Origin of the sequence: Nocardioides alkalitolerans (genome assembly GCA_038184435.1) — a bacterium.
GTDB classification, from domain to species: Bacteria; Actinomycetota; Actinomycetes; order Propionibacteriales; family Nocardioidaceae; genus Nocardioides; species Nocardioides alkalitolerans_A.
Genome location: CP116227.1, coordinates 802,258 through 823,838 on the forward strand (window position 1 = coordinate 802,258; position 21,581 = coordinate 823,838).

Annotated in this window: 23 protein-coding genes and 1 other RNA gene; 10 read left to right on the forward strand and 14 right to left on the reverse strand. The window is 73.8% G+C overall.

Annotated elements, in window-relative coordinates:
* Positions 1 to 64 precede the first annotated feature (64 nt).
* Entirely contained in the window at positions 65 to 697 is a 633-nt protein-coding gene (locus tag PIR53_03955) for a phosphoribosylanthranilate isomerase (GenBank protein WZH53153.1), read from the forward strand.
* A 4-nt stretch (positions 698 to 701) separates the two neighbouring features.
* Here PIR53_03955 and PIR53_03960 read toward each other — a convergent pair whose 3' ends face one another.
* The 3 genes from PIR53_03960 to PIR53_03970 form a co-directional block, all read right to left on the reverse strand.
* Positions 702 to 1,388: a methyltransferase domain-containing protein gene (locus PIR53_03960; GenBank protein WZH53154.1), complete on the reverse strand. Its 687-nt coding sequence runs from the start codon at positions 1,386 to 1,388 to the stop codon at positions 702 to 704.
* A 74-nt stretch (positions 1,389 to 1,462) separates the two neighbouring features.
* Entirely contained in the window at positions 1,463 to 2,242 is a 780-nt protein-coding gene (locus tag PIR53_03965; protein ID WZH53155.1) for an MBL fold metallo-hydrolase, read from the reverse strand.
* A 47-nt stretch (positions 2,243 to 2,289) separates the two neighbouring features.
* Positions 2,290 to 3,057 carry an ABC transporter permease gene (locus tag PIR53_03970; GenBank protein WZH53156.1) on the reverse strand — a complete coding sequence of 256 codons (768 nt, stop codon included), beginning with the start codon at positions 3,055 to 3,057 and terminating at the stop codon, positions 2,290 to 2,292.
* Positions 3,058 to 3,143: 86 nt separating this feature from the next.
* On the opposite strand from PIR53_03970, the gene PIR53_03975 reads away from it, so the two are divergent.
* A complete protein-coding gene (locus PIR53_03975) occupies positions 3,144 to 4,154 on the forward strand; it encodes a nitronate monooxygenase (protein WZH53157.1) in 1,011 nt (336 codons plus the stop codon).
* Between the two features lie 66 nt (positions 4,155 to 4,220).
* On the opposite strand, the gene PIR53_03980 is transcribed toward PIR53_03975, so the two are convergent.
* From PIR53_03980 to rnpB, 5 genes are all read right to left on the reverse strand, one after another.
* Positions 4,221 to 5,717, reverse strand: a complete 1,497-nt coding sequence (locus tag PIR53_03980) for a DUF222 domain-containing protein (protein ID WZH53158.1) — start codon at positions 5,715 to 5,717, stop codon at positions 4,221 to 4,223.
* Between the two features lie 62 nt (positions 5,718 to 5,779).
* Complete coding sequence (locus PIR53_03985) at positions 5,780 to 6,199, reverse strand: PPOX class F420-dependent oxidoreductase (GenBank protein ID WZH53159.1); 420 nt, start codon at positions 6,197 to 6,199, stop codon at positions 5,780 to 5,782.
* A 55-nt stretch (positions 6,200 to 6,254) separates the two neighbouring features.
* On the reverse strand, positions 6,255 to 7,052 hold the full coding sequence (locus tag PIR53_03990; GenBank protein WZH53160.1) for a hypothetical protein: 798 nt from the start codon (positions 7,050 to 7,052) through the stop codon (positions 6,255 to 6,257).
* A gap of 328 nt (positions 7,053 to 7,380) precedes the next feature.
* Positions 7,381 to 7,785: a PPOX class F420-dependent oxidoreductase gene (locus PIR53_03995; GenBank protein ID WZH53161.1), complete on the reverse strand. Its 405-nt coding sequence runs from the start codon at positions 7,783 to 7,785 to the stop codon at positions 7,381 to 7,383.
* Positions 7,786 to 8,194: 409 nt separating this feature from the next.
* Positions 8,195 to 8,604, reverse strand: an RNA gene (gene rnpB, locus PIR53_04000) — RNase P RNA component class A.
* 77 nt (positions 8,605 to 8,681) lie between these two features.
* Between rnpB and PIR53_04005 the strand changes: the two genes are divergently transcribed.
* Positions 8,682 to 9,143, forward strand: coding sequence for a tetratricopeptide repeat protein (locus PIR53_04005; GenBank protein ID WZH53162.1), 462 nt, complete (start codon positions 8,682 to 8,684; stop codon positions 9,141 to 9,143).
* Between the two features lie 49 nt (positions 9,144 to 9,192).
* On the opposite strand, the gene PIR53_04010 is transcribed toward PIR53_04005, so the two are convergent.
* The 5 genes from PIR53_04010 to PIR53_04030 all read right to left on the reverse strand — a co-directional run bounded on the left by PIR53_04010 (position 9,193) and on the right by PIR53_04030 (position 13,972).
* Positions 9,193 to 10,032, reverse strand: coding sequence for a transglutaminase family protein (locus tag PIR53_04010; GenBank protein ID WZH54395.1), 840 nt, complete (start codon positions 10,030 to 10,032; stop codon positions 9,193 to 9,195).
* Between the two features lie 2 nt (positions 10,033 to 10,034).
* A complete protein-coding gene (locus tag PIR53_04015) occupies positions 10,035 to 10,970 on the reverse strand; it encodes an alpha-E domain-containing protein (GenBank protein WZH53163.1) in 936 nt (311 codons plus the stop codon).
* Positions 10,964 to 12,583, reverse strand: a complete 1,620-nt coding sequence (locus PIR53_04020; protein WZH53164.1) for a circularly permuted type 2 ATP-grasp protein — start codon at positions 12,581 to 12,583, stop codon at positions 10,964 to 10,966. The genes PIR53_04015 and PIR53_04020 overlap by 7 nt, the downstream gene beginning before the upstream one ends.
* Before the next feature lie 69 nt (positions 12,584 to 12,652).
* Positions 12,653 to 13,507 carry a type I methionyl aminopeptidase gene (gene map / locus PIR53_04025; protein WZH53165.1) on the reverse strand — a complete coding sequence of 285 codons (855 nt, stop codon included), beginning with the start codon at positions 13,505 to 13,507 and terminating at the stop codon, positions 12,653 to 12,655.
* A gap of 42 nt (positions 13,508 to 13,549) precedes the next feature.
* Complete coding sequence (locus tag PIR53_04030; protein ID WZH53166.1) at positions 13,550 to 13,972, reverse strand: SRPBCC family protein; 423 nt, start codon at positions 13,970 to 13,972, stop codon at positions 13,550 to 13,552.
* A 57-nt stretch (positions 13,973 to 14,029) separates the two neighbouring features.
* On the opposite strand from PIR53_04030, the gene PIR53_04035 reads away from it, so the two are divergent.
* A complete protein-coding gene (locus PIR53_04035) occupies positions 14,030 to 14,221 on the forward strand; it encodes a hypothetical protein (protein ID WZH53167.1) in 192 nt (63 codons plus the stop codon).
* Between the two features lie 58 nt (positions 14,222 to 14,279).
* Here the strand turns inward: PIR53_04035 and panB are convergent, their stop codons facing one another.
* Entirely contained in the window at positions 14,280 to 15,137 is an 858-nt protein-coding gene (panB, locus tag PIR53_04040) for a 3-methyl-2-oxobutanoate hydroxymethyltransferase (protein WZH53168.1), read from the reverse strand.
* A gap of 141 nt (positions 15,138 to 15,278) precedes the next feature.
* On the opposite strand from panB, the gene PIR53_04045 reads away from it, so the two are divergent.
* The 6 genes from PIR53_04045 to PIR53_04070 all read left to right on the forward strand — a co-directional run bounded on the left by PIR53_04045 (position 15,279) and on the right by PIR53_04070 (position 21,572).
* Positions 15,279 to 15,533 carry a hypothetical protein gene (locus PIR53_04045; protein ID WZH53169.1) on the forward strand — a complete coding sequence of 85 codons (255 nt, stop codon included), beginning with the start codon at positions 15,279 to 15,281 and terminating at the stop codon, positions 15,531 to 15,533.
* Positions 15,534 to 15,632: 99 nt separating this feature from the next.
* Positions 15,633 to 15,842, forward strand: a complete 210-nt coding sequence (locus PIR53_04050; GenBank protein WZH53170.1) for a heavy-metal-associated domain-containing protein — start codon at positions 15,633 to 15,635, stop codon at positions 15,840 to 15,842.
* Complete coding sequence (locus PIR53_04055) at positions 15,842 to 16,834, forward strand: heavy-metal-associated domain-containing protein (GenBank protein WZH53171.1); 993 nt, start codon at positions 15,842 to 15,844, stop codon at positions 16,832 to 16,834. The genes PIR53_04050 and PIR53_04055 overlap by 1 nt, the downstream gene beginning before the upstream one ends.
* Positions 16,818 to 19,136, forward strand: a complete 2,319-nt coding sequence (locus PIR53_04060; protein WZH53172.1) for a heavy metal translocating P-type ATPase — start codon at positions 16,818 to 16,820, stop codon at positions 19,134 to 19,136. Before PIR53_04055 ends, PIR53_04060 begins: the two co-directional genes overlap by 17 nt.
* Positions 19,133 to 19,450 carry a metal-sensitive transcriptional regulator gene (locus tag PIR53_04065; GenBank protein WZH53173.1) on the forward strand — a complete coding sequence of 106 codons (318 nt, stop codon included), beginning with the start codon at positions 19,133 to 19,135 and terminating at the stop codon, positions 19,448 to 19,450. Before PIR53_04060 ends, PIR53_04065 begins: the two co-directional genes overlap by 4 nt.
* 46 nt (positions 19,451 to 19,496) lie before the next feature.
* Positions 19,497 to 21,572: an NAD(+) synthase gene (locus PIR53_04070; protein ID WZH53174.1), complete on the forward strand. Its 2,076-nt coding sequence runs from the start codon at positions 19,497 to 19,499 to the stop codon at positions 21,570 to 21,572.
* Positions 21,573 to 21,581: the final 9 nt, after the last annotated feature.

Below are 21,581 nucleotides of genomic sequence, written 5' to 3' on the forward strand. Positions count from 1 at the left end.
CCTGAGGTGCCGACCTGCTGGCCGCGAGGATGAACCGGGGTCGGAGAGGGGCTACGGTCGCGGTGTGCTCGTCAAGATCTGCGGTCTCGACACCGTCGCCAACGTCCGCGCCGCGGTTGCCGCGGGAGCCGACGCCGTCGGTGTCGTCATGAGCCCGGGCAGTCCTCGTGACCGCACGGCCGAGGAGGCGTCCGCGCTGCTGGCGGCCGCCGCGGAGGCGGCGGCGGAGGAGGGGCGCGACGTCGCCACCGTGCTCGTCGTGAGCACGATGCCGGCCGCCGAGGCGGCGCGCACCGCGGTCGCGATCGGGGCGTCGGTGCTGCAGCTGCACGGGCGGTACGACGCGGACGACGTCGTCGCCGCCCGTGCCGTCGGACCGCGGGTGTGGCGCGCGACCTCGGTGCGGGACGAGCCGTCCCCCCGCGTCGGGGCCCTCGGCGAGGACGTGCTGCTGCTCGACGCGCCGGTGCCCGGGTCGGGCGAGCGGTGGGACACGACCGGGCTCGCGGCGCTGGGTCTCGACGGGCCGTGGCTCCTCGCGGGCGGGTTGTCACCGGCGAACGTCGCGGACGCCGTGCGCGAGGTGCGTCCCGGCGGCGTGGACGTGTCCAGCGGGGTCGAGTCCGCCCGCGGCGTCAAGGACCCCGACCTGGTGCGGGCGTTCGTCGCGCGCGCGAGGGCCGCTGCCGAAGGCTGAGCCCCTAGGCGCGCCGCCGGGCGAGCAAGGTCGAGTCGTCGACGTGGAGGGTCACGCCGTCGTGGACGGTGGGCCGGTGCCGCTGCTCGGCGACCACGACCTCGAGCTCGTCCGGCAGGGCCTCGACCAGGTCGGCGGCCACCCACATCGCCCTCCGGTGGGCGTCGCTGATCTGCAGCGACTCCGACGGGGCGTGGCCCACCACGAGGAGGTGCCCGCCCGGGGCCACCGCCTCGGCGAGGCGACGGGTCACCGCCACCATCCCCCCGTCCGGCGGGTGGAGGAAGTGGGTCGTCACGAGGTCGAACTCGCGGCCGCCGGCCGCGAACGTGCGGGCGTCGACCTGCCACCACTCGACGCGGTCGGCCACGCCGGCCTCTGCGGCGTGGTGGGCCGCACGGGCGAGACCCGCCGCGGAGAAGTCGGCACCGGTCACGCGCCAGCCCTGCTGCGCCAACCACACCACGTCGCCGCCCTCGCCGCAGCCCACGTCGAGCGCCGTGCCCGGCGTCAGGCCGGCGACCTCGGCGACGAGCTGGACGTTGGGCTTGCCGCTCCAGGTGCGGTTCGCCGCGCCGGCGTAGCGGTCCTCCCAGCCCTCGGGCTCGAAGTAGTCCGGCGGCGGCTCCGTCGCGTCCTGGCCGTGCCGGTGCTGACCGTGCTGGCGCTCGTGCTGGTGGTCCCCGCTCATGGTGCCCAGCCTGCCGGTGGGGTGGGGCCGGGGCAACCTGTCGTCTCGTCGGGGCCGATCCGTCGGGCGCTCCGTCAGGCCGCTCCCGCGGTGGCTGCACGTCCGGCGGCGGCCGCGGCGCCGTCGTACCAGGGGTCCCCGTGCCCCGGCAGGACCGTACGGGCGCCCGTGGCCCCGATCCGCTCGAGCGAGGCGACGGCGGTGGTCGGGTCGTTGGTCGCGCCGGTGGCGACGACGCGGGGTCCGCGCAGGCCCGTGTAGGGGTCGAGCGTCACCAGGGCGTCGCCCGTGACCACGGCGTCCGCGGCCGGGAAGTGCAGCACGACGTGGCCGTCGGTGTGGCCGGGGGTCAGCAGCACCTCCGGTCGGCCGGGGAAGTCGGCGACGACGCCCTCGGCGAGCGGCTCGGTCCGCAGCGGCGGTCGCACGGCCAGGGCGCCCAGGCGGGTCATCGCGGCGAGGTGGCGCCAGCCGCCCGGGTGGGTCGCGGCGAACGCGAAGCGGTTGCGGTGGGGTCGGTAGCCGTAGGGGTGTGCCGCGAGGTGGCCGTCGCCGGGGTGGACCAGGACGGGCACGTCGTGGTCCTGCTGGAGGCGGCGCGCGAACCCCAGGTGGTCGAAGTGGCCGTGGGTGACGAGGACCGCGGTGAGGTCGGCGGTGCGGAAGCCCAGGAGCCGCAGCACCTCCTCGACGACGGGGTACGTCGCCGGCAGGCCCGCGTCGACGAGACCGACCGACGTGTCGTCGTGGGCCACGTAGAGGTTGACCGGGCCGTGGGCGACACGGAGCAGTCCGTCGGCGACGTGGTCGACGACGACGTCGGGGGCGAGGGTGGGGGCGAGGGTGGGGGGCATCCCTCCCGGTACCCGTCGAGCCGGTGCCGAACGAGGATGCTCGCGTCTCAGCGGGCCAGGGGAGCGCCGTCGACCGGGACGCGCCCGGCGGCGACCAGCTCGACGAGCACCGCTGCGGCGACCGACTGCACCAGGAGGAGCCCGACGAGCACGAGGACCTGGGCGGCGCCGGCCTGCGCGGGGGAGGCGCCGGCGAGCAGGACGCCGACGAAGGCGCCGGGCAGCGTGACGAGGCCGACCGTGCGCGTCTGGTCGAGGCCCGGGACCAGGGCGAGGGCCGCGGCCGGACGCCCGACGACGCCGACCGCCTGACGACGCGTGCCGCCCAGGGCGAGCGCCCCCTCGTAGAGATCGCGGTGGTCGCGCAGCTCGTCGGTGATCCGCCGCCCCGCGAGCGTGGTCGCCGTCATGGCGCCGCCGATGAGGATGCCGGCGACCGGCAGGACCGCCACGGGCTCGAACGGCACCGCGCCGACGGCCACGGCCGCTGCCACGGTCGGCACCATCCCCGCGGTGATCGGCACGACGAGCCAGACGCTCGCGGCGCGCCGCCCGGTGATGCTCTGCCCGGTGATGCGGTGCCCGGCCGTCGCGGTCGCCACGACGACCATGAGCAGCACGAACCCCAGGGTGGCGACCATGGAGCGGAGCACCAGCCCGATGAGCAGGCTCACCGCCGCCAGCTGCACCACGGCGCGGGTCGTCGCCCACGCGGGCGCGCGCCACGAACCCAGGGCGGACAGGCGGACCACCAGGGCGGCGGTGGCCGCCAGCGCGACGACGAGGACGGCGAGGGGCCAGCCCGCTTCGACCACGCTCCGCCCCTCTCGTCGGCCCACCGGTACCGCTGCGCCGGTGCCCCGTGCTCGGGAGGATAGAACGACGGGGGGACGATGGCGCCATGACACGACTGCCGCTCGTCGCCGCGCCCATGGCCGGAGGACCCAGCACCCCGGCCCTCGTCGTCGCGGCCGCGGAGGCGGGCGCGCTCGGGTTCCTGGCCGCGGGCTACACGACGCCGGAGGCGCTCGCTGCGGAGATCCGGTCGGTGCGGGAGCGCACCGACCGGTTCGGCGTCAACCTCTTCGTGCCCACCCCGGTGCCGGCCGACCGGGGCGCCTACGCGGCGTACGCCGACCGCCTGCACCCACTCGCCGCCCGCCACGGCGTGACGGCGCTGCCCGCGGAGCCCCGCGAGGACGACGACGCCTGGGACGCCAAGGTCGACCTGTTGCTCGCCGACCCGGTGCCGGTCGTCAGCTTCACCTTCGGGTTGCCGGCGGCGTCGGTCGTGCAGGCGTTCCGGGACGTCGGGACGTCGACGGTACAGACCGTCGTGCGCCCGAGCGAGGCGGAGCTCGCCGCGCGTGCGGGCGTCGACGTGCTCGTGGTGCAGTCCCACGTGGCCGGTGGCCACTCCGGCACCTTCGATCCCGACGACCTGCCGCCCGAGGTGCCGCTGACCGCGCTGCTGCGCGAGGTGCGGGCCGTGACCGACCTCCCGCTGTGGGCCGCCGGCGGGCTGGCGACGCCCGAGGACGTCGCCGCGGTGCTGGCGGCGGGGGCCGAGGCGGCCGTCGTGGGTACGGCGCTGCTCCGCACGCCCGAGGCCGGCACCTCCGCGACCTACCGACGCGCCCTCGTCGACCCCGCGCGCACCGCGACCGGGTTCACCCGGGCGTTCTCCGGCCGGCCTGCACGGGCGCTGCGGAACGGGTTCGTCGAGGCGTACGACGCGGTCGCGCCCTCGGGCTACCCCGCCGTGCACCACCTGACGAGCCCGATCCGCAAGGCGGCCGCGGCGGCCGGGGATGCGGAGGCCATCAACATCTGGGCCGGCACCGGGTTCCGGTCCGCGACCGACGAGCCGGCCGGGGTCGTGCTGCGGCGGCTGGCGGGGGCATCGGCGTAGCACCGAGGGGGAGGGCATGCTGCGCCGCCCGGCCACGAGGCGTGGACGGGCGGCAGGGGAGCAGGTTCAGTCCCGGGCGCCTGGGTCTTCTGGTGCGTCAGCCGCTCCTGGTGGCGGCCAGGGGTGGGTGCCGTCGCGGTCGACGAGGTAGCGCAGGCCCATCGGGCTGGTCCAGATGATGGCGTGGGGTGGTTCGCCTCGTGCGGGGTCGGTGGGGCGGTAGGTCCATCTGTTGCCGGTGGTCATCTCGCGGTGGGTCTTCATGCGGTGGTGGCGTCGGCAGAGCGGGAAGAGGTTCCGGGTGGAGGTCTGCCCGGGTGGGCCCTGCTCTTGGTAGGCGTCGCAGTGGTCGAGGTCAGCGGTCCGCGAGGAGCGGGTGCAGTACGGGAAGACGCAGCGGGGCCATCGGGCCCGGACGTGCTCGGCGATCCGGTCGGGCGGGCTGTAGCCGTCGACGGCGTCATCCGTGTTGAGGTCGATCATCGGCGTGACCGTCACGCGGGTGTCCGGGCTCGCGCACCACGTCTGGACCTGCTCGACGGTGACCGCCCCGCGGGGCAGGCCGGGGGTGTCGAGCCGGGCGAGGTCGATCCCCGTCATCCCCGTGCAGGTGTCGATGCCGGGACCGAACCCGTTGAGGGTGCCGGTGATCGCAGCTTGGTCGAGGTGGACGAAGAGCACGACCTCGCGCCGGGCCCGCCGCACCGTCGGCGGCTGGTCTCCGTTCGGCGCTTCACCAGCGTCGTACTCCAACATGGTCACCCCGTCGCAGAGCCGCGCGATCTCACCGAGGGCCATGGACCGGCGGACGTCGAGGTCCGAGTCGCATCCCAGTTCCCCCAGTTGACGCGCGATGTGGGCGACGGTCCGTTCGAGGTCGAGCGCGTCGGCGAGGTCGAGGGAGCCGTGGACGTTCACGGTGCCGCGCAGACTCCCGGTCAACGGGTCCGCGTAGCCCACGTCGCCCATCTCGATCGACAGGTACCGGTCGCCGTCAGCGGCGTGCCGCTCTGCTTCGGTGGTCTCGGGGTCGAACCGGGCTGCGGCCTCGGCCACCAGTCGGTCGACCTCGGGGCCGGTGGCCTTGCCCGCGACGTACGCGACGTGCCGGTCGACGAAGCCGGCTGCCTCGAACGTGAGCGTGCGGGTGGCCTGGGCGATGCGGCGACCGCGCCAGACGTCGACCTCACCCGCGACGATCCGGGCGTGGACGCGGGGGACGCGGTAGCGCAGCTCGACGGCATCTCCGACCAGCCGCCGCGCAGCATCGAACGAACACCCACGAGCGGCGGCGATCTCGCCGATGCAGAACTCCGCCACCACCGGCGCCCCCGGGCCACCGAGCTCGAGGAAGTGATCCCCGGCGAGGGCCTCGGCGTACTCGGCGTCGTGCCACTCGCCCAGCACCGTGATCGGATCTCCGACGACCGCGTCCGAGGTGTGCGCCGACGCCCAATCGCCCACTGCCACGAACGCCGCCGCCTCCGCCACCCGAGCCGTCTGAGCGCGCTCGCGGACCGCGTCGATCAACGCCGTCGTAGTGTGCTGGGTCCCCCGATCCATGATGCCCACTCTAGTCGAACAGACGTGCGATGACCACCTCTCGGTGGTGATCTGTGGATGGGTCAGGCCTGGTCGTTGTTCTTCTGCTCGCCCCACCCGTGCACGCGGTCGACCTCGATGAGCGCGCTGACACGGCGGCGGTCGCGGCGCGGGTAGGGCTGGCCACCGTAGTGCTTCGAGAGGGCGTCGATGTCGGCGAGCTCGGGGTCGTCGTAGATCTCCACGACGCGTCCGATGAGGGTGACGTGGGTGTACCAGTTGTCCTTGTCGGTGACCGTCAGGCTCACGCGGGGATCGCGGTGGAGGTGCTTCAGGCGCACCCGTCCCTCGTCCATGTTGACGAGGACGCGGTCGTCGTCGCGGAGGAGGTACCAGGTCGCCGCCGTCACGGGCTGCCCGTCCTTGCGCACGGTCGCGATCACGGCGGGGTTGGGCTTGCGCAGCATCTCGCGGGCGGAGTCGGTGAGGTGGGTGTCGGTCACGGGCATCTCCTTCGGTGCGGCCGAGGTGTCTGTCCCCGACCGTACGGGACGGGCGTCAGCGCTCTCGCTGAGAACGCGGCCCAGCGACGAGCTCCCCGACCGCGCGGTCGAGGAGCTCGCCGACCGTCGCCACGTCGAGCACCGTCCCGGGGTCCAGATCGACGTACGGCGCGAGGTCGTCCTCGAGGCACGGGCAGTCGACGACTGGATCGACGTCGGCGCCGTCGACGTCGAAGCACCCGGCGCAGCTCGGGTCGCACGAGCAGTCGTCGAGCTCGAGGTCGATCCGGATCGCACCACCGTCGTGCACGTCCACCACCGCCCTGTCCTCGCGGCGGACCAGCTCGAAGCGGTACCAGTCGGTGCGCTCGAGCGAGGCCGGCAGGTCGGCGACGATCGAGATCACCGTGCGCTCGTTCGCGAGCGAGTCGTATTGAGCATCGTCGGCCCACACGCGGTACTGGGCGGTGTCGAGCGCGACGCCCTGCTCCTCCCAGCGGGGCAGTCGCTGCTCGACCAGGTCCGTGACTGCGGCCAGGTCAAGCAGCGGAGCACGGACGGATGCGATGCCTTGCTGCGCCCACGTCTCCGCCTCGACAGCGGATAACCCGTGCAGCAGGCCGGGGTCGTCGGTGATGAGGTGGAGACACTCGTCCCGAGCTCGCGCGAGCCATCGGTCGGCGGGGTCCACCACCGCCTCGATCCGGTAGTCGTTCGACAGCCACGCGTCGTCCCCCGACAGCGCGTCGAGCAGGGCGTCGTCCTCCGACCACACGGACGCGACGAAGTACGTCGAACGCACGTCCGGATCGTCCGAGGGGCCAGGCGTGACGACGGTCAGCCACGGCACCATGGGCCCGAGCCCGTGGGGAAGGGTCGGGACAGGAGCGTCGCCCGTGCTCCACGCGGCGACCACCACGTCTATCGACCGTGCAGGCGCCAGCCGCGTCAGCGCTGCGCGGAAGAAATGGCGCTCGAGCGGTCGCCACGAGACCCGCGGGAGGGGGTTCCGGAACTGCGGCCAGGCGTGGGCGTGCCCGTGGGACCTGTCGGCGACGGCGACGAACGCCGACGGGTCGGGTCCGCTCCACCGCGACCCCCATCGCGCTCTGAAGCGTGAGGCCTCGGGTGCTGGATCTGTCAGCAAGCAGTAGCAACCATCGAGCTCGTCCACGCCGAGATCAGCCCTCCGTCCGCTCCACCTCGAGCAGGATCCCCACGGTCCCGGCGCTCCCGCGCCGCAGCCGGCTGCCGAGCACCGTCAGGCGTCCGAGCAGCCCGTACTTGCGCACCACCGCCCGCGCGACCCGCGCCGAGGCGTCGTCGTCGAGGAGGCGCCCGACCCCGTCGTACGTCGGGCCGTGGGTGCGCTTGCCGCGCACGTCGGAGCCCTGCACCTGCACCCGTCCGCTGGCGCGGACCCGCTTGACCTTCCACGAGTCGCGGACCGTCCAGACCGCGGCGGCGCCCTCGAAGGGGACGATCCAGACCGGGGTCGGCTTGGGGCGGCCGTCCTTGGTGAAGGTGGTGAGCACGATGTACTTCTCGTCGGCGACCGGGGGAGCGGAACGCGGGGTGGGGGCCATGCCCACCATCATGCCGACCCCGGGACGACCGGCGTGCCCGCCTGCGCCAACCGACGGGTTTTCCGCAAGGGTTCGACAACTCTGCCGGGACCGCTTGGTGGCCGGGGATCCCCCACGCACGCTGGGGCAAAGGCCGCGTGCCAGCCACCCTCCCTCTCGAAGGATCTGCCGTGCAGAACCAGACCAGGCCCTCCCACGACGAGTTGCTGCTCCGGCGGTTCGACTACCACCACCTGTCCGAGGGCCCGGAGCGGGACCTGGCGGTGACGTACGCCCGGGTCGCGGACCTGATGGCCGAGACGCTGCCCAGCTCGCCGCACGTCACCCGCAGCCTCCGCGCGCTGCTCGACGCGCGGCGCGAGGTCGGCGCCGCCACGTGGGACACGCGGCGCGAGCAGGACGCGGAGTGCGGACGGGCTGGCCTGTAGGCCGGGTTCTGTCCTCGGGCCCGTTGCCGGGCACCGATGTGCGGCCATCCATCTAGGGCCGCCGTTGCCGACGACCTCGTGCAGTCCACCCGCGTGCTCGGGCGGGCAGCCCTCGAACGCACGCGCGTCCACCTCCTCGCGGAGGCGGACTTCTCGACCTTGCTCCAGGTGGGGTTTACCGAGCCGCTCCGGTCGCCCGGAGCGCTGGTGGTCTCTTGCACCACCGTTTCACCCTTGCCCCCGCCGGCCGGAGCCGGAGGAGGCGGTCTGTTCTCTGTGGCACTGTCCCGCGGGTCACCCCGGGTGGGCGTTACCCACCACCTCGCCCTGTGGAGCCCGGACCTTCCTCGACGACACCCGAGGGTGCCGCCGCGGCCGCCCGGCCAGCCCATCCGCACGGAGCAGGATAGGGGAACAACGCCCCCACCGGCGACGTTGGGGGCGGCAGGCACGACGAGAGGGGACACCATGACCGACCACACCGACTGGACCGAGCAGATCGAGCAGATCAGCGCCCCGGCGATCGTGTTCCCGGGACAGACGCAGGACGCGACGTCGGCCCACCGCGCGGCGTTCGACCTGCTCGCCCGCCGCGCCCCCGCGGAGGCGTTGGCGCTCATCGAGCCGGCGCTCGAGCTCGACCCCCAGAACTACGGCCTGCGGAGCCTGCGCGCCTGGGCGTTCCTCATGCGTGCGCAGCTGCAGCGGGCGGAGGTCGAGCTGCAGGGCCTCGTCGACGAGAACCCCAGCGACGACTGGGCGCGCCACGCGCTCGCGCGCAGCCTGGAGCGGCAGTCGCGGTTCGAGGACGCGCTCCCGCACGCGCGGCTCTCCGCCGCCATGACCGGCGACCCCGAGCACGAGTCGACGGCGCTCCGCATCGAGCGGCGGCTCGCCGAGCGGCGCGGCACGGTGGACGACCTGGTCTGAGCGGACCGGAGCGTACGGCGCGGGGGGACCCGCGCCGTACCGCTCGGTCTCACGCCAGCCGCGTGACCTCGACCTCGACGAACATCCGCGACGTGCGCGCCCCGGCGAAGATCCCGCTCAGGGGGCGCACGTCCCCGTAGTCCCGGCCCGCCGCGATGACGACGTGGCGGTCGCTGATGGGCTGGGCGTTGGTGAGGTCGAAGGCGTGCCAGCCGGCATCCCACCACTCGATCCACGCGTGGGACTCGCCAGCGACGGTGACCCCGACCTCCGGCTCGGCCGAGGGGTGGAGGTAGCCCGAGACGTAACGCGCGGGGATGCCCAGGTGCCGCAGGCCGCCGATGGCGAGGTGGGCCATGTCCTGGCAGACGCCGCCGCGCTGCTCCCACGCCTCGGCGGCGCGGCTCGTCACCTCGGTGGCGCCGCGGATGTACTCAACCTCGGCGTGCACGAGCGCGCACACCGCCGTGGCGGCGTCCCCGGGGGTGGCGGCCTCAGCACGGATCGCGTCCAGCCGGGTGACGAGGTCCTCCGGCGGGGCCACGAGGTCCGGCAGCATGAGGAACTCGGTGTGCACATCGGCGACGTCCGGCTCCGCCAGGTCCTCCCACGCGAGCGTCGGCGGCGGGAGCGGTGCACGGTTCGTGTGGACCGTCGCCTGCGCCTGCACGGTGAGCGCGTCGTGCGGGTCGAGCACCTCGAACGACGTGACCTGGGTGCCCCAGTAGTCGCGGTAGGTGTGCGTCCACGGCGTCGGGGTGATGTCGAGGCGGGTGTGGGCCACGATCTGCTCGGGCGAGGTCTGCGGCGTCAGCCGGGCCTCGTTGTAGGAGGTCACCGCCTTGCCGTCGTACTCGTAGCCGGTCGTGTGGACGATGCGCAGCTGCATGCTCACAGGGCACCTCCGTGCCACTCGGTCGCCTCGGAACCGGCGAAGTAACGGCGGGTGACGGCGTCGGTGGCGGCCGCGCACGTGTACTGCAGCCGCTCCATCTCCGCCGGCAGGTTGGCGACGACGTCCGACAGCGAGCGGTACTCCAGGTCCGCCCGCGTGCGCCCCAGCAACCGCTGGGCGTCGTTGCCGAACCCGGCGCGCGCGCCACCCGACTCGAGGTTGTCGAGGCACTGCTCGGCGCGGCTGATCGAGTGCACGATGGAGCGGGGGAACAGACGGTCGAGCAGCAGGAACTCCGCGGCGCCGCGGTCGGTCTCCAGACCCCGGTACGTCCGGAGGAAGGCCTCGTAGGCGCCGCAGGCCCGCAGGGTCGACGTCCAGGCGGAGGCCGCGCTCGAGCTCGTCAGCGCCGCGGTCGCGACGAGCCGCGCCGTCATGTCGGCGCGCTCGATGCTGCGGCCCAGCACGAGGAACTGGTAGCCCTCGTCGCGCGTCATCGTCGCCTCGGCGGTGCCGTTGACCAGGGCCGCCCGGTCGCGCACCCAGGCGAAGACCGCCGGCGGGCGCAGCGTGCGGAAGCGGCCCGAGGGCAGGGCGCGCCACGTGGTGTTGACGGCCTCCCACATCGGCTCCGACAGCGTCTCCCGGGCGCGGCGGGCCGACTCCCGCGCCGCGCCGAGGGCGGCGGCGATCGATCCGGGCGCGTTCGCGTCGTACGCCAGCAGCTCGAGGATCGTCTGCCGGGTCATGTCGGTGTCGTCGTCGTAGGGCACGCCCATGATCGACAGCAGCGTGCGGCAGGCCGCGGCCTCGTCGACGGTCGGGTCCTCGAGCATCAGCTGGGTCTGCACGTCGAGGATGCGCGCGGTGTCCTCCGCGCGCTCGACGTAGCGGCCGATCCAGAACATCGACTCCGCGATGCGGCTCAGCACGGGGCACCTCCCTCGACCGACGGGGCAGCGGCGCCGACGCCTGGCTGGCGTTGTTGCTGCTGTTGCTGCTCCTGCTCCACGAGCACCGCCACGGGCTGCGCGACGGGACCGGCCGACGGCGTCGTGCCGCCGGTGATCTCGACCTGGCGCTGCGACTGGCGCTGACGGTGGCCGCCGCCGGGACCGGCGAGCACCCAGGTGTCCTTCGAGCCGCCGCCGCGGGACGAGTTGACGATCAGCTCGCCCTCGGCGAGCGCGACCCGCGTCAGGCCGCCGGGGAGCACCCAGACGCGCTGGCCGTCGTTGACGGCGAACGGGCGGAGGTCGACGTGGCGGGGCGCCATCTTCCCGCCGACGTACGTGGGCACCGTCGACAGCTGCACCACCGGCTGCGCGATCCACGCCCGGGGGTCGTCGAGCACCTTGCCGCGCAGCTCGTCGAGCTCCGCGGCAGAAGCCCGCGGGCCGATGACGATGCCCTTGCCGCCCGAGCCGTCGACCGGCTTGAGCACGAGCTCGTCGAGGCGGTCCATGACCTCCTCGCGGTGGTCCGGCTCGCCGCAACGCCACGTGTCGACGTTGCGCAGCACCGGCTCCTCGCCGATGTAGTAGCGGATCAGGTCGGGCATGTAGGTGTAGACCAGCTTGTCGTCGGCGACGCCGTTGCCGACCGCGTTCGCGAGCGTGACGTTGCCGGCGCGCGCCGCGTTGATCAGCCCGGGGCAGCCCAGCAACGAGTCGGCGCGGAACTGCACCGGGTCGAGGAACTCGTCGTCCACGCGGCGGTAGATCACGTGGACCTGCTCGAGGCCCTTGGTGGTGCGCATCATGACGCGGCCGCGGCGGCAGACCAGGTCGCGGCCCTCCACGAGCTCGACGCCCATGGTGCGCGCCAGCAGCGCGTGCTCGAAGTACGCCCCGTTGTAGACGCCCGGCGTCAGCACGACGACCGTCGGGTCGGTGACACCAGCCGGTGCCGCGGCGCGCAGCGCGGACAGGAGGCGCTGCGGGTAGGACGCGACCGGCCGGATCCGGTGCTGCGCGAAGGTCTCCGGGAGCGCGGACGAGATCGCCCGGCGGTTCGTCATCACGTAGGACACGCCCGAGGGCACCCGCACGTTGTCCTCGAGGACGCGGAACTCGCCCGCGTTGTCGCGCACCAGGTCGATGCCCGAGACCTGGATCCGCACGCCGTTCGGGGGCGTGAGCCCGGCGGCGGCCCGGTGGTAGTGCGACGACGTCGTGACGACCGAGCGGGGGATGACACCGTCCTCGAAGACGCGGCCCGCGTCGTACACGTCCTCGAGGAACATCTCGAGCACCTTGACGCGCTGCTGGACGCCCTTCTCGATGCGCGACCACGACTCCATCTCGATGACGCGCGGCAGGATGTCGAGCGGGAACGCGCGTTCCTCACCACCGATGTCGAAGGTGACGCCCTGGTCGAGGTAGGCCGTCGCGAGCGCGTCCACGCGGCTGCGGAGCTCCGGCTCCGTCATGTCGGCGAGCGAGTCGGACAGCTGCGCGTACGGCGCGCGGAGGCCGTCGTCGGCGAACATCTCGTCGAACGCCGGACCCGCCGCACCGGTGTATCCCTCGAACATGGCCGTCATGGAGCGGACGTTACCCAGGACCTGTAACACGGGTGTTGCAGGACGCACCGGGAATCGTGCGGGAGCGGCTCAGGGCAGCGTCAGCACCTCGGCGCCGGTCGGCGTGACGAGCAGCGTGTGCTCGAACTGAGCCGTGCGGCGGCGGTCCTTCGTGACCGCGGTCCAGCCGTCCTCCCACATGTCGTGGTCGGGCGTGCCGAGCGTGAGCATCGGCTCGATGGTGAACGTCATGCCGACGCGGATCACGTCGTCGTAGTAGTCGCTGTCGTAGTGCGGGATGACCAGGCCCGAGTGGAAGTGCGTGCCGATGCCGTGGCCGGTGAAGTCCCGGACGACGCCGTAGCCGAACCGCGCCGCATAGGCCTCGATGACCCGCCCGATGACGTTGACCCGCCGCCCCGGCTTGACCGCCTTGATGCCCCGGTTCAGCGCCTCGCGCGTGCGCTCCACCAGCAGCGTCGACTCCTCGTCGACGTCGCCCGCCAGGAACGTCGCGTTCGTGTCGCCGTGCACGCCGTCGAGGTAGGCCGTGATGTCGATGTTCACGATGTCGCCGTCCTCCACCACGGTGGTGTCGGGGATGCCGTGGCAGATCACCTCGTTGATGCTGCTGCACAGCGACTTGGGGAACCCGCGGTAGCCCAACGTCGACGGGTAGGCGCCGTGGTCGCACAGGAACTCGTGACCGATGCGGTCGAGCTCGTCGGTGGTCACCCCGGGGCGTACGGCGCGCCCCACCTCCGCGAGGGCCTGCGCCGCCAGCCGCCCGGCCGCGCGCATCCGCTCGATGGTCTCCGCGTCCTTCACCTCGTCGCCCTCGAAGCGCTCGGGGACCGGACGCCCGACGTACTCCGGCCGCGGGATCGAGCGGGGCACCGGACGGACGGGGGAGACGGTGCCGGGGGTGAGCGGGGCGCGGGACATGACGCCCACTCTAGGGACGCGGGGCCGGGGGGCGTGCGTGGCTCAGCCGCGGCGCACGGCGCGGGTGAACAGCGTGAGGAGCACCCGGGCCACGCCGGCCAGGGCGAGGCCCTCGACGACGGGGAGCCGGCGCGAGGCGTGGAGCGTCCAGGCCACCTCGGTGCTGGTGACACTGCGCTCGGTCAGCCGCACGGTGCCGCCGTAGCTGCGGAACGGCACGCCGCCGAGGGCGACGTAGGACAGCGAGCGTCCCGGCTCGACGGCGGTGACGCGCTCGACGATCGCTGGCGCCGGGCCGCTCTTGATGCGCCGCACCGCGCCGACGCCGCCGGGCTCCTCGGCACCGCTGTCGTCGACGGTGACCCGCAGACCGGGCCCCCACTGCTCGATGGCGGTGTGGTCGGCGAGCGCGGCCCAGACGACACCGATCGGCTTGTCGACGACGGTCCTGGCGGTGGTCTCCACGGGTGCTCCTCGGGTGGCTGGCGGGTGTGCAGTCGGGGGCGGGAGTAGCGTGTCGTCATGACGAGCCGACTCTCCGACAACACGCCCGACGACTGGTGGTTCTGCCTCAAGCACCACACGGTCGAGCCGCGCAGCGGGTGCAAGAACAAGGACCGGCTCGGACCCTACGCGACCCGCGAGGAGGCGTCCCACGCCCTCGAGAAGGTCGAGGAGCGCAACGAGGAGTGGGAGGGCGAGAGCTCGTCGTGAGTCGCGGCCCCGGCGTTGCGTTCTCCGGGGCGCTGGGGCCACGACCTTGGGTGAGCAGTCAGAACGTGTGCTCAGGCCCCGGGAAGGTCCCGCCGCGCACCTCGTCGACGTACGCCCGCGCGCCGTCGGCCAGCACCGACCGCACGTCGGCGAACTGCTTCACGAAGCGCGGCATGCGCCCCGTGCGGAGGCCGAAGGCGTCCTGCCAGACGAGCACCTGGGCGTCGCACTCGACGCCCGCACCGATCCCGACGGTGGGGATCGCCAGCTCCTTGGTGACCTGGGCGGCGACGTCACCCGGCACCATCTCCATGACCACGGCGAAGGCGCCCGCGTCGGCGACCGCGCGGGCGTCGCGGAGGATCCGCTCCGCGGCGTCGCCGCGTCCCTGTACCCGGTAGCCGCCGAGGGTGTGCTCCGACTGCGGGGTGAAACCGATGTGGGCGCAGACGGGGATGCCGCCGAGGGTCAGCTTCTCGATGGTCGCGGCCATCTCGGCGCCGCCCTCGAGCTTCACCGCGTGGGCGCCGCCCTCCTTCATGAAGCGGACGGCCGTCAGGTACGCCTGCTCCGGGCTCGCCTGGTAGGAGCCGAACGGCAGGTCGCCGAGCACCAGGGCGCGGCGGGCGGAGCGCGCGACGGCGCGCGTCAGCGGGATCAGCTCGTCCACGGTCACCGGCAGCGAGGTCTCGTTGCCGAGCACGTTGTTGGAGGCGCTGTCACCGACGAGCAGGACCTCGACCCCGGCCTCGTCGAAGACCTGCGCGGTGTACACGTCGTAGGACGTCAGCATCGTCCACCGCTCGCCGCGCTCCTTCATCTCGCGCAGGTGGTGGGTGCGGATCCGCTTGGGTGCCGCGGCGGGCGTGCTGCCGGCCTGCGGCCCCGACCCGTAGGGGCTGGGCTGCTCACTCATCGTCGAGTTCCTTGCTGTGTGCTCTCGCGGCTCCCTGCTGGAGTCCCCGGACCGCGACCAGCGTAGGACGGACCCCCGGGTACGGCGCTGTGGTGCCCGTCACGGAGCGCTCCGCCGTCCGGTGCGTGACACGATGGGACGGTGACCTCGGTGCTGGCCCGCTACGGACGCACGCTCGCCCGCGTGCAGTCCGCCCCGACCTGGCTGCTGGTCGTCTTCGTCGTCACGGTGGCGCTGCTCCCGCTGTCGACCCCCGTGCAGGTCGGCGTGCTCGTCTTCGTCGTCCTGTTCTTCTGGCTCCCGCTGGCGGTCGTGCTCCGACGGGAGTTCCGGCGCGGCTACGACCAGGAGGGCGCCCGCCAGCGGTTGCGGGACCTCGAGCGCCGGGAGCGCTGAGCCCGGGCTCCGCTGCGTTCGCGGAATAGCCGTCGGCGGCGTACGGTTGCGTCGACGACATACCCCCAGGGGGTATCCGACGACAACAGCGGAGTTCTGATGACGACGACCGAGTTCCAGGTGACGGGCATGACCTGCGGCCACTGCGAGGCCGCCGTGCGCGAGGAGGTCGGCCAGGTCGCCGGCGTCGAGTCCCTCGAGGTGAGCGCCGAGACCGGCCGCCTCGTGGTCACCTCGTCCGCGCCCGTCGACGAGGCCGCCGTGGTGGCGGCGGTCGACGAGGCCGGGTACGTCGCGGCGCGCGCCTGATGCGCACCGCCCCGCGTCTCGCCGCGTTCGGCGCCGGGCTGCTCGTCGTGCTCGGTGGCTCCTACGCCGTGGGTGCGACCGTGGTGCCGGCGTCGGTCGTCGAGGCGTGGGGCGAGCGTGCCCCCAGCGGGCACGACGACCAGCACGGCACCGGCGGCACCGACGGCACCGACAGCCACGGCGGCCACGGCGACCACGGCGAGACCGCCGTCGGCGGCCTCGCCGCCGCGGCCAACGGCTACGAGCTCACCGACCTCGCCGCCCCCACCGCGCCCGGCACGCCGGGCACCCTGGGCTTCCGGCTGCTCGGCCCCGACGGCGCGCCGCTGGCCGACTACGACGAGAGCCACGAGCGCGACCTCCACCTGGTCGTCGTGCGCACGGACGGGCAGGGGTTCCGCCACGTGCACCCCACGCTCGCCGCCGACGGCACCTGGTCGCTGCCCTGGACCTGGGACACCGCCGGCAGCTACCGCGTCATCGCGGACTTCGTCCCGGCGGGCGGGGAGACCACCACCCTCGGCGCGACCGTCGAGGTCGGCGGCGAGGTCGTGCCCTCCCGCCCCCTCGGGGAGGTGCGGACGGCGCGGGTCGGCAGCCTCGTCGTACGGCTGGAGGGGGACCTCACCGTCGGCGGGTCCGGCGGCGAGCTCGTCGCCCACGTCGAGCGGGACGGGGAGCCGGTGACGACGCTGGAGCCCTACCTCGGCGCCTTCGGGCACCTCGTGGCGCTGCGGCAGTCGGACCTCGGCTACCTCCACGTGCACCCCGAGGGCGACGCGCCGGCGCCCGACGACCGCGCCGGGCCGGACATCGCCTTCCACGCGACCGCGCCGACCGCGGGCCGCTACCTGCTCTACCTCGACGTCGTCGTCGACGGGCAGGTCCACACGGCGCCGTTCGTTCTCGACGCCGGGGCGGGCGAGCACGACACCGGCGAGCACGACAGCGACCACGGGGGAGAGGAGCACGGGCATGACCACCAGCACTGAGCCGCGCACGGACGCGCCACTGGAGGACGTCGAGCTGCTCATCGGCGGCATGACGTGCGCCTCCTGCGCGATGCGCGTCGAGAAGAAGCTCAACAAGCTGGACGGCGTCGAGGCGAGCGTCAACTACGCGACGGAGAAGGCGCGGGTGCGCGTGCCGGAGGGCTACGACCCGGCGCTGCTCATCGCGGAGGTCGAGCGCACCGGGTACTCGGCCGAGCTGCCCCCGCCCCCGGCGGCGCCCGCCGCGTCCGGCGGCGACGCGACGGCCGACCCCGGTACGGCGCGCGCCGACGCCGAGCTGCACGCCCTGCGCGACCGGCTCGTCGGGTCGGGCGTGCTCGCCGTGCCGGTCATCGCCCTCACGATGGTGCCGGCGTGGCAGTTCACCTACTGGCAGTGGCTCTCCTTGGCGCTCGCCTGGCCCGTCGTCGTGTGGGGGGCGTGGCCGTTCCACCGCGCCGCGTTCACGAACGCCCGGCACGGCGCCGCCACCATGGACACCCTCATCTCGGTCGGCACGCTGTCGGCGCTCGCCTGGTCGGTCTACGCGCTCTTCTGGGGATCGGCCGGCGAGCCCGGGATGACCCACGGCTTCGAGCTCACCGTCGCCCCGGGCGACGGCTCGGCCAACGTCTACCTCGAGGTGGCCGCCGGCGTGACGGCCTTCGTGCTGGCCGGTCGCTACGCCGAGAAGCGGTCGAAGCGCCGCGCCGGAGCGGCCCTGCGCGCCCTGCTCGAGCTCGGCGCGAAGGACGTCGCCCGGCTGCGCGACGGTCGCGAGGAGCGCGTGCCGGTCGAGGACCTCGCCGTGGGGGACCTCTTCGTCGTGCGCCCCGGTGAGAAGATCGCCGCCGACGGCGAGGTGGTCGAGGGCGCCTCGGCCGTGGACGCCTCGATGCTGACGGGTGAGTCCCTGCCCGTCGACGTCGCGGTCGGCGACGCCGTGACCGGCGGCTGCGTCAACACCAGCGGCCGGCTCGTGGTGCGGGTCGAGCGTCTCGGTGCCGACTCCCGCCTCGCGCAGATGGCGCGGCTCGTGGAGGACGCGCAGTCCGGCAAGGCCGAGGTGCAGCGCCTCGCCGACCGGGTCTCGGCCGTCTTCGTGCCCGTCGTCATGGCGATCGCCGTGGCGACGCTCGGCGTGTGGTGGGGGGCGGGGTTCCCGCTCGAGGCCGCGTTCACGGCCGCGGTGGCGGTGCTCATCATCGCCTGCCCGTGCGCCCTCGGCCTGGCGACGCCCACCGCGCTCCTCGTCGGCACCGGCCGCGGGGCCCAGCTGGGCATCCTCATCAAGGGCCCGGAGGTGCTCGAGTCCACGCGTCGCGTGGACACCGTCGTGCTCGACAAGACCGGCACCGTCACCACCGGCACCATGACGCTCGTCGACGTGCTGCCCGGCGCCGGGGAGGACCGCGACGAGCTGCTCCGTCTCGCCGGGGCGCTGGAGACGGGGTCCGAGCACCCCATCGCCCGGGCGGTCGTGGCGGGCGCGGGCAAGGCCTGGCCGCTGCCGCCGGTCACCGGCTTCCGCTCCGCCGAGGGACGGGGCGTGCAGGGCGAGGTCGAGGGGCGCACCGTGCTCGTCGGGCGCCCGGGGTACGTCGCGGACGCCGGGCTCGCCGTACCCGCGGAGCTGTCCGAGGCGATCGCCACGGCGGGTGCGGCCGGACGCACGGCGGTCGTCGTCGGCTGGGACGGTCGGGTGCGCGGCGTGCTCGCCGTGGCCGACGAGGTGAAGCCGACGAGCGCCGAGGCGGTCGCCGCGTTGCGTGACCTCGGGCTCCGGCCCGTGCTGCTCACCGGTGACCACCGGGCCGTGGCCGAGCGCGTGGCCGCCGAGGTCGGGATCGACCAGCCGGGGGACGAGGTCGTCGCCGAGGTGCTGCCCGCCGAGAAGGTCGACGTGGTGCGTCGCCTCCAGGCCGAGGGCCGGGTCGTCGCCATGGTCGGCGACGGCGTCAACGACGCCGCCGCGCTCGCGCAGGCCGACCTCGGGCTCGCGATGGGGACCGGCACCGACGTCGCCATCGAGGCGGCCGACGTCACGCTGGTGCGCGGCGACCTGCGGTCGGCGGCCGACGCCGTGCGGCTCGCGCGCCGCACGCTCGGCACGATCAAGGGCAACCTGTTCTGGGCGTTCGGCTACAACGTCGCCGCCATCCCGCTCGCGGCCCTCGGGCTGCTCAACCCCATGCTCGCCGGCGCGGCGATGGCGTTCTCGAGCGTCTTCGTCGTCGGCAACAGCCTGCGGCTCCGCACCTTCGCGGCCCGCACCAGCACTCCCGGGAGGACGACCGCATGACGCAGCACGAGGGGCACGAGGGGCACGAGGGACCCCATGGCTACAGCGAGGACAAGAAGAAGTACCTCGCACGCCTGAAGCGCATCGAGGGCCAGGCCCGGGGCATCCACCGGATGGTGGAGGAGGACCAGTACTGCATCGACGTGCTCACGCAGATCAGCGCGGTGACCAGCGCGTTGCGGGGTGTCGCGCTGGCACTCCTCGACGACCACCTCGAGCACTGCGTCGCCCACGCCACCCATGCGGGCGGCGACGAGGCCGAGGCCAAGCTCAAGGAGGCCTCCGCGGCCATCGCGCGGCTCGTCCGCTCCTGAGCCCCACCCCGGTTGCGGCCGCCCGTCGGTGCGGCAGACTCGCCCCGTGACCTCGGCGACGCGTGACGACCAGGACTGGGCCTCGATCTACGGGCAGGGCTTCGCCCGCGTGGCGGCGGTGACGCTGCCCGTGGCCGTGGGTGACCCGGCGGCCAACGCGCGGGCGGTGCTGGAGCAGGCGCGCGCCTGCCACGACGAGGCGGTCGCGGTCGCCGTCTTCCCGGAGCTGTGCCTCACCGGCTACTCCGCCGAGGACCTCTTCCTCCAGGACGTGCTGCTCGACGCCACCCTCGAGGCGATCGAGGAGGTCGTGGCGGGCTCGGCGGACCTGCTGCCGATCCTCGTCGTGGGCGCCCCGATCCGGCACGGCAACCGGGTGCTCAACGCCGCCGTCGTCGTGCACCGCGGACGCGTGCTGGGCGTCGCGCCGAAGTCCTACCTCCCGACCTACCGGGAGTTCTACGAGCGCCGCTGGTTCGCCCCGGGCGACGACCTCGGCGGCACGATCGTGCTGGCCGGCCACGAGGTGCCGCTCGGTGACGACCTCCTGTTCGCGGCGACCGACGTGCGGGGCCTCGTGCTCCACGTCGAGGTCTGCGAGGACATGTGGGTGCCGGTCCCGCCGAGCGCGCTCGCCGCGCTCGCCGGCGCGACGGTCCTGGCGAACCTCTCGGGCAGCCCGATCACCGTGGGCCGCGCCGAGGACCGGCACCTCCTGGCGCGCTCGGCCTCGTCGCGCTGCCTCGCGACGTACGTCTATGCGGCCGCAGGCCAGGGCGAGTCGACCACCGACCTGTCGTGGGACGGGCAGACGATGGTCTACGAGCACGGCGAGCTGCTGGGGGAGTCGGAGCGGTTCCCCGACGGCCCGCGCCGCACGATCGTCGACACCGACCTCGACCGCACGCGGCTCGAGCGGCTCCGCACCGGCACCTTCGACGACAACCGCCGGGCGGTGCTCGGCGACGCCGACTTCCGGGTCGTCGAGCTCGAGCTCGACCCGCCGACCGGCGACGTCGGGCTGCGGCGCAAGGTCGACCGGTTCCCCTTCGTGCCGGACGACGCGGAGCGCCTGGCGCAGGACTGCTACGAGGCCTACAACATCCAGGTCTCCGGGCTCGAGCGGCGCCTCGAGGCGATCGGCGGGGACGCGTGGCAGCCCAAGGTCGTCATCGGCGTGAGCGGTGGTCTCGACTCCACCCACGCGCTCATCGTGGCCGCGAAGGCCATGGACCGCCTCGGTCGGCCGCGCAGCGACATCCACGCCTTCACGCTGCCGGGCTTCGCGACGGGGGACACGACGAAGTCCTACGCGACGCGGCTCTCGCGCTCGCTCGGCGTGACCTTCGAGGAGATCGACATCACCGGCGCCGCCCGGCAGATGCTCGCCGACCTGCAGCACCCCTACGCCGAGGGCGAGGAGGTCTTCGACGTCACCTTCGAGAACGTCCAGGCCGGGCTCCGCACCGACTACCTCTTCCGGCTCGCCAACCACCGCGGCGGGATCGTGCTGGGCACGGGCGACCTCTCGGAGCTGGCGCTGGGGTGGTGCACCTACGGCGTGGGCGACCAGATGTCGCACTACAACGTCAACGGCGGCGTCCCGAAGACCCTCATCCAGCACCTCATCCGGTGGGTGATGGGCAGCGGTCAGTTCGAGGAGGACACCAACGAGGTGCTCGGCGAGATCCTCGAGCAGGAGATCACGCCCGAGCTGATCCCCACGGGCGCGGACGGCGTGGCGCAGCGCACCGAGGACAGCGTCGGGCCCTACGCGCTGCAGGACTTCACCCTCTTCCACGTGCTGCGCTACGGCATGGCGCCGAGCCGGATCGCGCTCCTCGCGCGTCACGCGTGGTCGGACCGCGCGGCGGGCGAGTGGCCGCCGAACTTCCCCGAGCACCGGCGCGCCGAGTACGACCTCGCCGAGATCCGTCGCTGGCTCGACGTGTTCGTGCGACGGTTCTTCGCCAACCAGTTCAAGCGGTCCGCCCTCCCCAACGGGCCGAAGGTGGTGGCGGGCGGAACGCTGAGCCCCCGCGGGGACTGGCGCATGCCCTCGGACGCGACGGCGGCGGCCTGGCTGGCGGACCTGGAGCGGGTGCCCGGCGACGACCACTAGGGTGACGCC